Genomic DNA, 14461 nt, shown 5'->3' with positions numbered 1-14461 from the left:
GTCGTGTCCGCCAACCCTGTGCGGCCTGTGGTCTAGAGGGTTGTGACGGCCAACATTCTGACAATTCTGGCATTGCTGGCAGGGTCGCTGATCCTGGATGCCTTCGTGCGCCCGCGCGCTGCTGCTGGATTGCTGCGCAGCCGGGCAGGAATGGCGCTGCATTGCCTGATTGTTCTGGCGGTCTTCGGGCTGTTCCTGACAATCAGCGGCGATGTGCCCGCAGCGGCGCTGATAGCGCTTGCCGCTGTCGCGCTTTTCACCATGGTTTCGAACGCCAAGCGGGCGGTGCTGGGCGAACCACTGGTATTTACAGACCTTGCGCTGGTGGGGGCGGTGTTCCGCCATCCGCAATTTTATCTGTCGGCCCTGAAGGCGGGGCAAAAGACCGCGCTGGTGCTGGCCTTGCCATTGGTTCCGGCATTGCTGTGGTACGTGTTCGTACCTTCGCTGACCGCGCATCTGGCCGGGCTGGCACTGGCGCTGGCCGGGCCATGGTTGATCCGGCGCGCGGTGCTCCGTTCGCCCTGGTCGCGTCTTGCCTGTACGCCGGATGTTGAGGCTGACGTCCAGCGGCACGGTTTGCTGGCCACACTTGCCCTGCATCATGCGCGCTGGCGTGAAACGCGCGATCCGGCGGCTTGCGCGCCGATGCAGTCAAGGCCGCGTGACGGTGAACTGGCGGTGGTAATTCAGTGCGAATCGTTTGCCGATCCGTTGGAACTGTTCGGCGATCCGGCTTTGGAACTGCCGGGGTTGAAAGCGGCCCGCGCGCAGGCGTGGCAGTGGGGCGATCTGCTGGTCAGCGGTTTCGGCGCCTATACCATGCGCACCGAATATGGCGTCCTGTTCGGGCGGAGCGAGGAAGACCTTGGTTTTCGGCGATTCGACCCTTTCCTGACGGCGCTGGGGGAGGCAGGCTATGCCCTGCCTTCACGACTGGCGGCGGCGGGATGGCGCAGCCTGTTCCTGCATCCCCACGATATGCGCTTTTACAATCGCGAAGAAATCATGCTGGCAGCGGGTTTCGCTGAATTGGTGGGCGAAGATCGCTTTGCGCCGCCGGCACCGGATGAAGGGCGCTATGTAACCGATGCCGCGATGACAGCCGAAATTGTCTCACTTTCACGAATGGCAGAGGATCCCACGCTGATTTATGCCGTTACGATCGAGAATCACGGACCCTGGGAGGGTCGCGCAAATGCGGGGAGCCTGACCGAAGGCTATATGCGACTGGTGCGGAACAGCGACGCGATGCTGACGGGCTTGTGCGATGAATTGGCAAGGCTGAAGCGCCCGGCCACGCTGGCGTTCTTTGGCGATCATCGGCCAAGCATTCCCGGCGCGTCGATGCCGGGCAAAGCGCGGCACACACCTTATGTGATCCTGCGTTTTGACGCTGAAGGACGGATCGTTCGCGGCGAAGGAACACGAGTGGACCTCACGCCCGCGCAATTGCATCATGCCTTGCTGGGCGCAATCACCGACCCGGAGGCGCAAGCGCGCGCAGAAGTTTGTCACGCAACGGCCGGGGCAGGGCACGATCGATGATGCGCAGCAGCTTGAATGGCCAGGGCATGACAAGGTGCGCCTTGCCCTGCGCCGCAGCCTTCGCGATCTTTCGGGCCGCTTGAGCAGGAGAGAGGATAAGCGGTTTCGGACCGGGCACCGCGCGCGCCGCAGCAGTATCGATAAAGCCGGGCGAAACCAGCGTCACGCTGACACCGTGGGGACGCATGGCGATGCGCAGGGCATCGGTAAAGCGCGCAAGGCCCGCCTTCGATCCGGCATAGGCGGCGGCGAAGGGCAGGGCGTGAAACGCGGCCGCTGATCCGATCAGCACGATCGCACCGCCTTTGCGTGCGGCCATGCGTGATCCCAGCGTTGCAGCAAGCGCGGCCGGTGCGACGAAGTTGACCATGCCAAGGTTTGCAACGAGCGCCGGGTCTTCGAACAGGTGTCCTTCCGCCCGGATATCACCAAGGCCCGATACGATGACAGCCAGCGTGAACGGCGCGGCATCGTCTTCCTGCGAAAGTGCGGCAACGGCGGCTTCCACCTCGGTCAAATCGAGCGAGCGGGTTTGAATACTTGCAGCACCGGCTGTCCGGCATGCCTGGGCAATGGCTTGGAGGCGCGCCGTGTTGCGCCCCCACAGCGAAAGGGCCGCACCCGATTCGGCGTAGTGCCGGGCCAGCGCTGCGCCCAATTCGCCCGACGCACCGATGATGAGCACATGCGAAGACATTGATATAGTTCCATAACGGATTGAATTGTTCGGCATGCCGCAGGAGACTAGCTTGGGCAGCGGGGCAGGGGAAGCGGCGGTTGCGGCAATACCGAGCCGGGCAAGCATTGTGGTCGCGATGCACCAGTGGTCGCGCTGATGGCTTCACCCGTCGTGCCGGATTGTTTAATCCTTGACAGTCAAGCGCATGTCCTGTCCAGAATTCACCCAATGCCCAGCCCCAAGTCGCACTCGCAGCAGATCCGGTTGTTCCGTAACGAACGGCTTGAACAACTTACCGTGATTTCCCCCGCTGGATTCGCAGCGATATGGGGCGCGGCGCTGCCGTGCATCGCGTGGGTGGGGTGGGGCACGACCGGGGTGGTTCCCGCGCTCGGTTTGTTTGCCGCAGGCCTCGTGTTCTGGACGCTGTTCGAATATGCGATGCATCGCTATCTGTTCCACTGGAACGCGCGCATACCGCTGTTCGAAAAGTTCGTGTTCCTGATGCATGGCAATCACCATGCGGACCCGAACGATCGCCTGCGCAACCTGATGCCTCCGATTGTCAGCATCCCGATAGCCGGTTCGGTCTGGGCGCTTGGGGTCCTGCTGCTTGGTCCTGCCGGAACCTGGATGTTTCTGGGCTGGATCACGGGCTACGTGGCCTACGATTTCACGCATTATGCCTGCCACCAGTGGCCGATGAAGGGGCGGCTGGCATATATGCTCAAGCGCCATCACATGCGCCATCATCACGCCCGCCACGAAGGCAATTACGCGATTACCGCGTTGTTCTGGGATAGCGTTTTCGGCACCGGCATTCGATCATTGAAGCCGCGCGACTAACCGATCAGTTTTCCTGCCGTAACGCTTCAATAGCCTGCGCGGCGATGTGCATATGCTCGCCCCAGGTGGGCGCATGCCACTGCGGCAACCGCTGATGTTGCGCGGCCCAGACCGGCCCGCAATTCGCGAAATCCAGTACCAGTTCCTTCCAGCGCGGCCCGTCGAGCGGGTCGGCATAGTGCGGTGTCGTCCCGCCGACTTCGCGATGGGCGGGAATGTCGCTGCAGATCACCGGCACCCCGGCAGATAGCGCTTCGGCTACCGGCATGCCGAATCCTTCGGCAAAGGACGGCATCAGCAACCCGCGCGCGCCGCGTAGCAATGCTGCGAGGTGGCTATCCGGGCAACCGTTCACTTCCTCCACATGATGCCGCAGCGCGAGGCAGCGGTCGAGCATGTCGAGGACCTGCTCATTTTCCCATCCCCGCTTGCCGACGATGACAAGGCGGGGCACGTCGCTGGCGGGCAGGACATCGGCCAGGTGCCGCCACAGGTTGAGCAGGAGCAGGTGATTCTTGCGAGGCTCGATCGTGCCGAGGCAGACGAAATAGGGTCTATCATCCGCGATGGGGGTGTGGGCCGAAGCTGCCAGCGGTTCCGTGCCGAGCAGCGCGATGTGCACCGCTATTTCCCGTCCGCTACGGTCGATCCAAGGCTGGAACGAACGGCCGGTGGCTGCCGAATTGACAATCACGGCGTCGGCATGGGCCGCCAGCGTTTCCATCCGGCGGTGATGCCGCGCCGCGCCGCTTGGCCGGGCATACTCTGGAAACTCGATGGGGATCAGGTCATGCACCATGCACACGAACCGTGCCTGTTCCCGTGCAAGGATGCATTTCACCTTGCGCCTGTTGGTCAGGTGATGAGGCGATACCTGCACGTATATTGAACGCTGTTTCCCCTTGGACGCCGTCGGCGGGCGGCGCGGCAGTAGCCGGGCCATCCATGGCAGGATCGAAGCGATCGAGCGCTGCGGTGGCCCATCATGCTCGCTCGCCCAGCGTCGCTCAAGTTCGTCGAGATAGGCCAGCGCATTGGCTCTGGCGATCCGTCCGTACAGGCCTGTTGGATGAACGGCCGCGAAGGACAGCGCATCGCCATACAGGCGATGGAGGCCGCGCGCGTAAGCCATCTCCACCCGGTCCACGCCCGATGGGGTGGCATAGCGCACCCGCGAAATCAGGCGGGAAATGTCGAGAATGACTTCGCTCATCGCAGCCTTGCCATGAGCCGTCCCTGCCAGTGGCGCAAGGGCGCGATCCAGCCGAGGCGGTTGGGCGCACGGGCCTGCGCCATGCGGCCGATCAGAACTTCGGGCGGGCAGGGCAACCCGCTGACCGGATCGAGGTATCGCGGATAAAGGATCAGGACCCCGGCCACCAGCTGGTCAAGCGTGAGCGCTCGCCCGCGACGGTCCGGCACGGTGCCGAGATCGCGGGTAAGGCCCCACCCGGCGTAGAACGGTGTACCATGGCAGGTCACCTCCAGCCGGCGCATCAGGGCTTCGAACCCGGTTAGCGAGGTCAGGACATGTACCGCATCGACCACATCGAGCAGCGGCGCCATGCCGCCGCCGCGCACGATGCGGTCAGCTACCACCAGCACATCTTCATCAGGCACGGCGCCCTTGCGGTGCCCGGCATCGACATCAGGGTGGGGGCGGAACCAGATTTCGGCGTCCGGTTCGAGCGCGCGGACGCGGCGCAGCAGTTCGAGGTTTGAGCGCAGCCCCCCGCCGCCTGCAATCACCGACATGTCGTCCTCGACTTGCGCCGGCACCAGCACGACGCGGCGGCCCGCTGAGCGCGGCGGCGCCGGCGCTGCTGCCCCTGCGGCGTACTTGCTGATGCCCGCCGCAACGATGGTCTGCCGCAAGGCCATAGCCCGGTCGACCAGCGCCGGGGTAAATTCGGTTGTCGCCAGAATATGTTCAAGATCACTGGGCGACGACGGATCGAAATGAATGCCGCGCTGGTCCACCACGATGGAAGAGGGCGGGACAAGATTGCTGCCAAGGCCGACCGAACGCACGAAACCGTCCTCTACCCGGATCAGTCCCGTGCCTTGCGCCGCGGCTGATTCAAGCAGGGCTGGCGACACGCGCGATGGCCAGATGGCCACCGCGCCGCCTGATTTCCGCGCGATCTTCAGCGCGCGCGAAGCGCCTGCCACGATAGGCAGCTTGCGGCCGGGAACCCACAGGAAACGGCGTATTTCGTGCCGTTTCCACCAGGCCATGCCGCTGGCAGCCACGATCTGGCGATTGGCTTCGATCAGGCGACGCCATTCAGCCAGCAGCGCAATTGTATCGGCAATGGTCGCTGGTTGGCCGGTGAAAGGGTTGGTGTAATGCGCGGCGGCAAGCGCCTCGACGGCTTTGCGATCAAGCGTGGCCGCGTCATCGCCGGGGGCGCCAAAGCGGCCTGTGGACAGCACGTCAACCGGCACTGTGCAGCAGCGCGCAATCGCAACCCATTCATCATCGCCATGGGCGACGAGTTTGCCAGCGCCTTCCAGCGCCGACCAGGGATCGACCAAGGCGGTGGCTGAGCGTCGATCGACCACGCTCGCCGGGATAGCCGGCGGTGCGGCTTCAGCCCAGAAAGCGCCGCCAACGCGGGCCTGGCTGATCCGCTCCAGCATGTCTTCGCCAATCGTTTCGGTGGCAGGTGCAGGGGTGGACAACCTGACGGTCCGGGCGTGAAACGGAGGCGCGCGTAGCAGGCAGAGCTTGGTCACGGGCGCTGCCCCCAGACCGCAATGTCCAGTGTGCCATCGGCCGATCTGCGGATCACGCCATAGCTCCCGGTCGGCAGTTTCAGCGAAGGCAGGCTGGCGAGGCAGTGCTGCAACGCCGCGTCAGCCAGCAGGGCAAACCGTGCAGCGCCGTTGCTGGTAACCAGCAAAATGGGGTCTTCACAGGCGGGGCGGGCGGAGAACAGGCGCTTCCAGGCGGCGATACGCTGGTCCGCATTTACCGACCAGCCCGGCGGTGGCACCGCGTGTGCATCCCATGCGGCAATCGCTTCCGGGCCGACGCGCGCGATGACGGCATCTTCCGTTTGGTCTTCATCGGGTCCGTGATCGACCTCGCGCAGAAAGTCGGCATGTTCCGGCGTTGCAGGGTCGGTTTGCGCTGCGAGAATGGCCTCTGCCGTCTGGCATGTGCGCAAGAGCGGCGAGACAAACGCTTTTTCAAACTGCCAGCCAAGCGCCGAAAAATGCAAGCCCAGCGCCCGTGCCTGCGCCACGCCTGCTTCGGTCAGCGGCAGGTTGGTGCGTGCACCGATCCGGCGCGGGGTTTCCCCGGCGGCGAACGTGTTGCCGTGGCGGACTATGACGAACATCGAAGCTTTTTACGCCGGATAGGGATCGCCGAACCGGGTAATCGCTTCTTCGGCCTTGGCAAGGTCTTCCGGTGTATCGATACCGGAAAGCAGATGCGCGGGCACTTCGACTTCGACTGTGTCGATCGTCCAGCCATGCTCAAGAAAGCGCAGTTGTTCAAGGCCTTCGAGCACTTCGTAAGCACCTGGCGGAGCCGAAGCGAACCATGCCAGCGCGGGCATGGTGTATCCGTAAAGCCCCAGATGCTGCCATACCGGCGAGAGCGGTTCAGCGCGCAGCCTTGCCTCATCGCGAAGTGCAGGCAGGATTGATTTGGAAAACCATAACGCATGACCATTGGCGGTGCGAACGCAGGTCGTGCCGCTGAACGGCGCAGTGCGCTTGTGTTCGCGCAAGCGGTCGAGCCGCGGCCAGTCGAGCCGGAACACAGGCGTTGCCACATCGGCCCCGCCTTTGCGCAAGGTGCGCATCAGATCGGCCACGATTTCCGCCGGAATGAACGGTGCATCGCCCTGAAGATTGACCACCCGCGCGGGCAAGGCGCCGCGCTGGCAGGCAGCAGCATAGGCGCGAACAGTACCCGAATCGAGATCGGGCGAGGTCATCGCGACTTCGATACCGAGTTCAGCGGCGTGATTGGCAATTCGCGTGTCATCGGTAGCAACCACGACATCGCAGTTGGTTGCCTGTGCGGCGGCAGCACGGGCAATCGCCACAACGCGCTCCAGCAGCGTATGCCCGGCGATGGACAGCAGGGGTTTCCCCGGCAATCGCGACGATCCGAAGCGGGCGGGAACGACGATCAGGTCGGGGCTGAAAGTCTCTGCCTCCAAAGCTTCAGACAATCCCGGTCCTGACGATATCGTGCATATGGACAACGCCGACCAGGCGGCTGTTGTCTTCGACGAAAATCACTGAAACGGCATTCTCGTTCATGATGCGCAAGGCATCGGCGCATAAAGTGCCCGGCGGAACGGTGACCGGGTTCGGCGACATGTGCAGCCCGATACGATCCTGCAGATCGTGGACGGCGATGCAGCGGCGCAGATCGCCATCGGTGAACACGCCCACCAGCCTGTCGCCATCATCGACAACGGCCGTTGCGCCGTAACGCTTGCGGCTCATCTCGATCGTTGCACCGCTTAGTGTGGCTTCGCGGCGCACTTTGGGAATGGCGCTGTCAGTGCCCATGATCTGGTCAACTGTCAGCAATTGCGCCCCCAGTTTCCCGCCGGGATGGAACACCCGGAAATCAGAAGAGGTGAATCCGCGCGCTTCAATCAGGGCGACTGCAAGCACATCGCCCAGCACCAGCTGGAGCGTGGTCGACGATGTCGGCGCAAGATCGTTCGGACAGGCCTCGCGCACCAGCGGCAGTTCAAGGCATATATTGGCGGCTTTTGCTGCGGTGCTGTCAGGCCATGCCGTGGCGACGATCAGGGTGACGCCGAAGCGATTGCAATAATGGAAGATATCATTGAGTTCGCTGGTCTCACCCGACCAGGTGATGGCAAACACCACGTCCTGTTCCGTAATCAGGCCAAGGTCGCCGTGGCTTGCCTCGCCCGGATGAAGAAACAGTGCAGGTGTGCCGGTGGACCGCAATGTGGCGGCAATCTTGCGACCGATATGGCCGCTCTTGCCCATGCCGCTCACGATAACGCGTCCTTCGGTGCGGGCCATGGCTTCTATCGCGAGGTCAAGCGCGTGGCGAAAACCCGATTCTTCCAGAACGCCCCTCAGCTGTTCGAGAGCCTGAATTTCCGTTTCCACCGTTTTCAGGGCCGATGCCGTAAATTGCGGTGCGGAGGACCTTTGATGCATTTTCACCCTGATCATATTTTTTTACCGCCGACATGAAGCTCTTGCCGGATATCGGCTGCTTCGCTGCTTGAACTCGCATACGGTCAATTCGTTGCCAGCGTCCTATTTCTGCGCCAAGAAACCATCGAGATGACAAAACGGCCCTAGAGGGACGGTTCGGTCGGCGCTATAACATTTGAACTGGAATGGATTGAACGGAATGCTCCTTTGTGGATGCAAAATCGATGCGGCCTCTCCTTTGTTCGCAATTGCAGGGCCTTGTGTAATAGAAGATGAACGGCACACGCTTTCCATTGCAGAGCATCTTGCAGGGGTAGCGGACAGACTGGGAATCCTGCTGGTTTTCAAGAGTTCATTCGACAAGGCGAACCGCAGTTCGGACAAGTCGTTTCGCGGGCCTGGCATGGATGAGGGCTTGCGAATCCTCGAAAAGGTCCGCCGGGAAACCGGATTGCCGGTGCTTACCGACGTTCACGAACCGGGGCAGGTCAAGGCCGTGGCCGATGTGGTGGACGTTTTGCAGACGCCCGCGTTCCTGGCGAGGCAAACCGATTTCATCGGTGCGGTTGCCGCTTCGGGCAGGCCCGTCAACATCAAGAAGGGCCAGTTCATGGCACCGGGAGACATGACCCAGGTCGTGGCCAAGGCGCGCAATGCCGCGATTGCGGCAGGTGTGGAACCAGATTCCTTCATGCTGTGCGAGCGGGGCGTATCGTTTGGATACAACACGCTCGTGTCCGACATGCGCGGTCTTGCGATCATGGCGCGAACCGGGTGCCCCGTGGTGTTCGACGCCACGCATTCTGTGCAGCAACCGGGCGGGCTTGGCGAACGGTCGGGCGGGCAGCGCGAATTCGTGCCCTTGCTGGCCCGTGCGGCTGTGGCGGCTGGCGTTGCAGGGGTGTTCATGGAAACGCACCCCGATCCTGATAACGCCTATTCGGACGGTCCCAACGCGCTGCCGCTGGAAGACTTCGAGTCGCTTCTGGCGCGATTGCAGGCAATTGACGCGCTGGTAAAGGCTGCCTAGTCCAAGCAAGTAATGCGAACTGTGCGTTAGAAATGGGTTTGTTTCCAACCCCTTTGGCCAGAACCGTCGGGCGGGCACTGTTGACGCCCGTCTGGGTGTTGCAGCTTTTCACCGGATACAAGAGTTTCCTCGACAATCCGCTGATCGGATCGCGTCGGTTGAACGGACGCGGGCTTCACCTCGCGCGGGTTCGGCTGGCCGATGTCTTGTGCCGATGGCGCAGGCGACGCCTGGCGCGGCACGTGCGGCCTGATTGGATCGCCGCATTCGAGCGTGATGGCTTCGTGGTGATCCCCGATGTCGTGCCGCCGTCAGACTTTCCGGCATTGCGTCAGGCGATCCTTTCATACGAAGGCCATGCGCGCGAGATGACGCAAGGGGATGCGATCACGCGCAGGCTCGCGGTGGACCCTGCCATGCTTGCGCGGATTCCCGCCTTGCGCGCCTTGCTCGCCCGCCCGGATATCGTCGCGCTGCTGCACTATGTCGCCAGCTTCAGGACGGTGCCGCTCCACTATATCCAGACCATCGTCAGCCATATCGGCACGGTCGATGCCGATCCGCAGGAGACCCTTCACGCCGACAGCTTCCATTCGTCGTTGAAATCCTGGCTGTTCCTCAATCCTGTGGCTGAAGACGAAGGCCCGTTCTGTTTTGTGCGCGGTTCGCACCGCTTCACGCCTGCGCGGCTGCAATGGGAGCGGCGCCGCAGCCTGTCCGACCCGCGCGCGATAGACCGGCTATCGGCGCGGGGTTCGCCACGCGTCAATGATGCAGACCTGGATGCGATGGGACTCCCCGCAGCGAAAGGTCTGGCCGTCGCCGCCAATACGCTCGTTGTTGCCGATACCGTCGGGTTCCATGCGCGCGGGGCGTCTGTCAAACCGGGAGAGCGCGTGGAAATCTGGTCTTATGCGCGGCGCAATCCGTTCCTGCCATGGCTGGGCGGTGACCTGTTGAGCATGCCCGGTATCGCCGAGCGTCGGGTCAACTGGGTGTGGACTTTGCGCGACCGTTTTGAGCGGCGACTGGGCCAACCGTGGAAACCGGTGGGTTTACGCCGCCCGGCAGACGACTGACGTCATCCGGTTACAGCGATCAGACCCGGACGAACTTTCTGCCCGAATTATCGGCGCCGCCATCGCGGAACGGCAACTCGTTGTAAGCGGGGGAAAATCCCAGCGCATCGTAGATTTCCGGGAGAAGAAACGGAAACGCATCGCCTGCGCTTTCATGGACCTTGGCGCATTCGCCCAGAAAGCTGTCAATCGTGCGATAGAGGCCCCGTTTCATAAGAATGCGGTGCACCGGCTGCAGGCGATTCGCCAATGGATTTGCAGGTTGGTCAAACAACCGCAACACCGCTCGCCCGAACTGCATGAACGAGCGGTGCTGTCGGCTGCCTCAAGGCTTTATCGGCAGCGCTGCCACTTGTGCATCGGGCAGGTTGGAGCCGAGTTGAAGGGCGAGCGTCGGTGCGATCGCGCGCATGTCGATCTCGCCCAGATTGCGGCCCTTTGCCACGCCCTTGCCCATCATCAGGAAGGTCGAGCGCATTTCGGGCATGGTGGGGAAATAGCCGTGCATGCCCTTGTAGCGGGACGGCCGTGCCAGAGGTGCACCGGCGGCAAAGCCCCCTGAAAGCGCACCGGGCTTCAGATCGACGAAAAACGCTGCCTGCGGGTTTCCACCCATCTTCGCGATTTCTGCGCGGGCAGCGATGTGGGCAATGCGCGCTTCAGGATTGGATGCGAGCTGGTCCAGCAAGGCTGCCACTTTGGCGGTCAGCGCCGCATCGTCAGGACGGGCCAGCGCGATGGCAATGGAACCACCCGATGGCCAGGGCATGGCTTCCCATGACGCTACCTTGCCATCGGCATTCAGCGTAATCAGCCCGGCGTCGATGAACGGACGGAACAGGTTGATTTCGGTGTCGGTCGCGACGAACCCGTGATCGCTGACAACCGCTATCGCAGCATCCGGGTGGGCGGCCATTTCGGCAGATGTAAGCTTGCCCACTACTGCATCGAGCCGTTCGAGCACGGCATTGGCTTGCGCCGAACCGGGGCCGAACAGATGTTCTTCATGGTCGAGTGCGGCAAGATAGACCGTCACGAAGTCGGGCCTTTTCGTTTCGATCAGGCGCGCGGCGAACTTCGCGCGGGTTTCATCGCCGTCGATGCCTTCATCGATGCCATCGGCATAGGCGCCGCAATCATGCTCCAGCGCATCATAGAGGCCGTCCGTGGACAGGGCCTTGATCATCTTGCGATCATCGCTGTGGCCCGAACGCCATATCTGCGGCAGGTTGTACGTAAGCGATTTCACGCCGACGCTGACCGGCCAGTGCACGTTGCCGGTAGACAGGCCCGCCTGGTGTGCGGCGTCCCACAGGGTTTGCGCCTTGATATCCTCGGCAAACCAGTACCAACCGCCGTAGTTGATCTGTTTGGGATCGAACGTGTTGTTCGAAACGATGCCGTGGCGGGCAGGGGCCACGCCGGTAATCAGCGTCGTGTGGCTGGGGTAGGTAACCGTCGGCAGGTTGCCGGTCACGCCCGTGGCATAAGCGCCTTCTTTCAGGAAACGGCGCAGGTTGGGGATTTTCAGGCCGCGTTTTTCGGCCTCAAGCACGTCGCCGGGGCGAAGGCCGTCGATCGAGATAAGCAGGACCGGGCTGGATGTGGTGCTTTGGGCCAGAACGGCGACGGGCGCCGCACTGCAAAGCAGCGCGACGCCCGTTACCATGGCCTTTGCGGTGGAAAGGCCGCTCATCGTCAGAAGCCCGCCTTCAGGGTCACGAACACCTGGCGCGGTGCGGCGGGAAGCAGCGTCTGGTTATCGCCGCTGAAGCCGAAGCCGTTCGAGCCGATGGTCGATACGTAGCGCTTGTCGAACAGGTTGACCGCATTGACTTGCAGTTCGATCGGCTGGCGCTGGCCGATGTCGAGGCGGTAACCGATGGTGGCATCAACGATCGCGCGGCCCGGAACCGACATGTCGTTGGTGTAAGTGAAGTAGCGCTTCGACATGTAGTTCACGCCGATCCGCCCGAACGCGCCTGCGCTGTCATACGAAAGTTCGCCGCGCAGCAAGTGCTTGGGCGCGTCGGTGACGGTCTTGCCGGCGGTCGGGATAACGGTGGTGACGCCGCCCGTGGTGAAGGTCACGTCGTCGCGATAGGTCGTGTCGTTGTAGCTGTAGGAGGCGAATGCTCCGAAGCCCATCGGCAGCCGCACGTCCACCGCCGCTTCGATGCCGAGCGCACGGACCGAACCGACGTTCTGCAGCGCATTGGCCGAACCGACGATGCCGACCGACGTCGGGATCACCAGCAGACGATCGCGGAAATCGACGTAATAGCCAGCCAGCGTCGCGTTGATCACGCCAGTGTTGTAACGCAGGCCCGCTTCATAAGTGTCCGAGCTTTCGGGTTTGATCGTGTCCTTGATCGCATTGAACCCGTCCTGCGTGGACGAGAACGGACCGCTGGTGGTCGATGCCTGGAAAGCGCGGGTAACCTGCGTGAAGCCCGCAAAGGCTTCGATCCCGCCGCCCAGCTTGTAGTTCAGGCCGACATGCGGCTGGAACCAGTCTTCGGTCTTGAGATCGCCGGTGGCCCGGTTGTTGGTGTTGACCAGCGCGAAGGCATTGGTATCGACCGAGAAGCCCTTCCAGCCGATGTTCACCTTCAGATCGCCCAGATCGATATCGTCGGTGACGTAGTACTGGATCGTGTCGGTTTCGAACGCGATCGACCATTGCGTGGCGAAAGGATTGCTTTGGAACTTCAGGTGATCGCGGCCCGGATTGGTGCGGCTTTCATAGCCATAGAACTTGCGCGACTGGATGAAGTCGTTCTTTTCGTACCAGCCACCCACGGTCAGGTTGTGCATGCCGTAAGTGTTCGAGATCGAGGCGAACGCACCCTTGCGCTTCAGGTCGTATTCGGTGGTGCGCAGCGACATCGGCACGCCTGAAGGGCTGTTGAGGTATGGGGTTCCCCAAGTGCCCTGACCGTCGTTCTCGTGGTAGTAGCCCTTGATCCTGAACACGGCGGTATCGGCAAACGGCACGGTCAGGCCAATCGCGCCCAGCGTGTCCTTGCGGAGGCCCGATGCGTCATAATAGGCATCGTCGGCGGTCTGAATCGGCGAAGGATAGGTCGTGCCGGCAGCCGGGTTGAGCGGTGTGGTGGTTTCGCCACGATTTGCACCGATGTCGGCAACCTGCACCGCCAGCGCATAGTTTTCAGGGCCGAAGTTGTCCCAGTCATAACCCAGGCGGTTGATCATGCCGAGGGTGAAGTCCTGGTAGTCCTGTTCGGCGCGGTCGGAATAGCTGATATAGCCATCCAGTTCAGCGTCGCCCAATGGCACCACGCCCTTGGCGTTGACCATCAAGGTGCGCTGCTTGCCGTCGCCCTTCCACTTGTCGCCATCCTGATACTGGACCGAAGTATAGGCGCGCGCGCCATCTTCTGTGCCGATCCCGATCCGGGCAAAGCCACGGTACGTGTTGGCCGATCCGTACGATCCGCTGGCGGTGACGCCGAGCGCATCCTTGGGATCGAGCGAGAAGAATTCGAGCGTGCCGCCAAGGTTGTTGGTCGACTGCGTGTTGATCGTGCCCGAACCCTGGCTGACGCGGGTAATGCCGATGTTTTCGGATGTGATCGCGCGGCTGATGTGCAGGCCATTATGGTTGCCATAGGTCATGTCGCCCAGCGGAATGCCGTCGAGCGTGAAGCCGAGCTGGTTCTGGTTGAAGCCGCGGATGGTGATGCGGGTGGACCATTCGTAATTGCCAAAAGCGTCTGCCGACTGGAAATTGACCGAGGGCAGCTTTTCCACGGCCTTCAACGGGCTGGTGCCCGAAGCGAGGATGGTCAGTTCGCGGGTGGAAAGCTCCTGCACCTGCCGGGTCTGGCCCTGGCCGAGCACGACGATTTCCGAATCGCCGCCTTCTGCGGGCAGCGCGGTTTCGGCAGCAGGGGCAGTGCCCTGATCGACGACGGCTGGTGCGGCAACGGCTGGTGCGGCGATAAGCGAGGTGCTGGCAAGCAGCACGGCGACGATACGCATGGTGTGATCCCTCATTGGCCAGTTGATGTGGCGCTTGCCCCGCTAGGCTTTCGCTGTTGCAGCATCGTGCCAGTTCAGCGACAGATCGGCGACAGAATGTGA

13 protein-coding genes are annotated in these 14461 nt (G+C 62.5%); 4 read left to right on the top strand and 9 right to left on the bottom strand.

From position 1 onward, the window contains the following. Positions 1 to 42 precede the first annotated feature (42 nt). Positions 43 to 1548 carry an LTA synthase family protein gene (locus LUA85_RS10995; RefSeq protein WP_231469649.1) on the top strand — a complete coding sequence of 502 codons (1506 nt, stop codon included), beginning with the start codon at positions 43 to 45 and terminating at the stop codon, positions 1546 to 1548. Here the strand turns inward: LUA85_RS10995 and LUA85_RS10990 are convergent. Beyond that, positions 1478 to 2245, bottom strand: a complete 768-nt coding sequence (locus LUA85_RS10990) for an SDR family oxidoreductase (protein WP_231469647.1) — start codon at positions 2243 to 2245, stop codon at positions 1478 to 1480. The genes LUA85_RS10995 and LUA85_RS10990 overlap by 71 nt on opposite strands. Before the next feature lie 210 nt (positions 2246 to 2455). Here LUA85_RS10990 and LUA85_RS10985 point away from each other — a divergent pair, with 210 nt between their 5' ends. After that, entirely contained in the window at positions 2456 to 3073 is a 618-nt protein-coding gene (locus tag LUA85_RS10985) for a sterol desaturase family protein (RefSeq protein ID WP_231469645.1), read from the top strand. 4 nt (positions 3074 to 3077) lie between these two features. On the opposite strand, the gene LUA85_RS10980 is transcribed toward LUA85_RS10985, so the two are convergent. From LUA85_RS10980 to LUA85_RS10960, 5 genes are all read right to left on the bottom strand, one after another. Continuing rightward, positions 3078 to 4286 carry a glycosyltransferase family 1 protein gene (locus tag LUA85_RS10980; RefSeq protein ID WP_231469644.1) on the bottom strand — a complete coding sequence of 403 codons (1209 nt, stop codon included), beginning with the start codon at positions 4284 to 4286 and terminating at the stop codon, positions 3078 to 3080. Next, complete coding sequence (locus LUA85_RS10975; RefSeq protein WP_231471844.1) at positions 4283 to 5716, bottom strand: beta-3-deoxy-D-manno-oct-2-ulosonic acid transferase; 1434 nt, start codon at positions 5714 to 5716, stop codon at positions 4283 to 4285. Before LUA85_RS10975 ends, LUA85_RS10980 begins: the two co-directional genes overlap by 4 nt. A gap of 92 nt (positions 5717 to 5808) precedes the next feature. After that, positions 5809 to 6420, bottom strand: coding sequence for a histidine phosphatase family protein (locus LUA85_RS10970; protein ID WP_231469643.1), 612 nt, complete (start codon positions 6418 to 6420; stop codon positions 5809 to 5811). A 9-nt stretch (positions 6421 to 6429) separates the two neighbouring features. Beyond that, positions 6430 to 7266 carry a 3-deoxy-manno-octulosonate cytidylyltransferase gene (locus tag LUA85_RS10965; RefSeq protein ID WP_231469641.1) on the bottom strand — a complete coding sequence of 279 codons (837 nt, stop codon included), beginning with the start codon at positions 7264 to 7266 and terminating at the stop codon, positions 6430 to 6432. Then, positions 7259 to 8194: an SIS domain-containing protein gene (locus LUA85_RS10960; RefSeq protein ID WP_371823678.1), complete on the bottom strand. Its 936-nt coding sequence runs from the start codon at positions 8192 to 8194 to the stop codon at positions 7259 to 7261. Before LUA85_RS10960 ends, LUA85_RS10965 begins: the two co-directional genes overlap by 8 nt. Positions 8195 to 8444: 250 nt before the next feature. Here LUA85_RS10960 and kdsA point away from each other — a divergent pair, with 250 nt between their 5' ends. Both kdsA and LUA85_RS10950 read left to right on the top strand, forming a co-directional pair. Further along, entirely contained in the window at positions 8445 to 9275 is an 831-nt protein-coding gene (kdsA, locus tag LUA85_RS10955) for a 3-deoxy-8-phosphooctulonate synthase (protein WP_231471843.1), read from the top strand. Positions 9276 to 9307: 32 nt separating this feature from the next. Beyond that, a complete protein-coding gene (locus LUA85_RS10950; protein ID WP_231469637.1) occupies positions 9308 to 10354 on the top strand; it encodes a phytanoyl-CoA dioxygenase family protein in 1047 nt (348 codons plus the stop codon). A gap of 19 nt (positions 10355 to 10373) precedes the next feature. Here LUA85_RS10950 and LUA85_RS10945 read toward each other — a convergent pair whose 3' ends face one another. The 3 genes from LUA85_RS10945 to LUA85_RS10935 all read right to left on the bottom strand — a co-directional run bounded on the left by LUA85_RS10945 (position 10374) and on the right by LUA85_RS10935 (position 14359). Next, positions 10374 to 10568 (bottom strand): hypothetical protein, encoded by a 195-nt coding sequence (locus LUA85_RS10945; protein WP_231469635.1) that lies wholly within the window; start codon positions 10566 to 10568, stop codon positions 10374 to 10376. 111 nt (positions 10569 to 10679) lie between these two features. Then, positions 10680 to 12050: an alkaline phosphatase family protein gene (locus tag LUA85_RS10940; protein WP_231469633.1), complete on the bottom strand. Its 1371-nt coding sequence runs from the start codon at positions 12048 to 12050 to the stop codon at positions 10680 to 10682. Positions 12051 to 12052: 2 nt separating this feature from the next. Next, positions 12053 to 14359 (bottom strand): TonB-dependent receptor domain-containing protein, encoded by a 2307-nt coding sequence (locus tag LUA85_RS10935; protein ID WP_231469631.1) that lies wholly within the window; start codon positions 14357 to 14359, stop codon positions 12053 to 12055. Between the last annotated feature and the right edge of the window lie 102 nt (positions 14360 to 14461).

It is taken from the genome of Novosphingobium sp. CECT 9465, assembly GCF_920987055.1.
GTDB lineage: Bacteria > Pseudomonadota > Alphaproteobacteria > Sphingomonadales > Sphingomonadaceae > Novosphingobium.
The sequence above is the reverse complement of the archived record's forward strand: the minus strand, read 5'-3'. Positions and strand labels throughout refer to the sequence as shown.

Coding starts and splice junctions, on each gene's coding strand:
- LUA85_RS10990 (WP_231469647.1), bottom strand. CDS start 2,245: ATGTCTTCGCATGTGCTCATCATCGGTGCGTCGGGCGAATTGGGCGCA.
- LUA85_RS10985 (WP_231469645.1), top strand. CDS start 2,456: ATGCCCAGCCCCAAGTCGCACTCGCAGCAGATCCGGTTGTTCCGTAAC.
- LUA85_RS10980 (WP_231469644.1), bottom strand. CDS start 4,286: ATGAGCGAAGTCATTCTCGACATTTCCCGCCTGATTTCGCGGGTGCGC.
- LUA85_RS10975 (WP_231471844.1), bottom strand. CDS start 5,716: ATGCTGGAGCGGATCAGCCAGGCCCGCGTTGGCGGCGCTTTCTGGGCT.
- LUA85_RS10970 (WP_231469643.1), bottom strand. CDS start 6,420: ATGTTCGTCATAGTCCGCCACGGCAACACGTTCGCCGCCGGGGAAACC.
- kdsA (WP_231471843.1), top strand. CDS start 8,445: ATGCTCCTTTGTGGATGCAAAATCGATGCGGCCTCTCCTTTGTTCGCA.
- LUA85_RS10950 (WP_231469637.1), top strand. CDS start 9,308: ATGGGTTTGTTTCCAACCCCTTTGGCCAGAACCGTCGGGCGGGCACTG.
- LUA85_RS10945 (WP_231469635.1), bottom strand. CDS start 10,568: ATGAAACGGGGCCTCTATCGCACGATTGACAGCTTTCTGGGCGAATGC.
- LUA85_RS10940 (WP_231469633.1), bottom strand. CDS start 12,050: ATGAGCGGCCTTTCCACCGCAAAGGCCATGGTAACGGGCGTCGCGCTG.
- LUA85_RS10935 (WP_231469631.1), bottom strand. CDS start 14,359: ATGCGTATCGTCGCCGTGCTGCTTGCCAGCACCTCGCTTATCGCCGCA.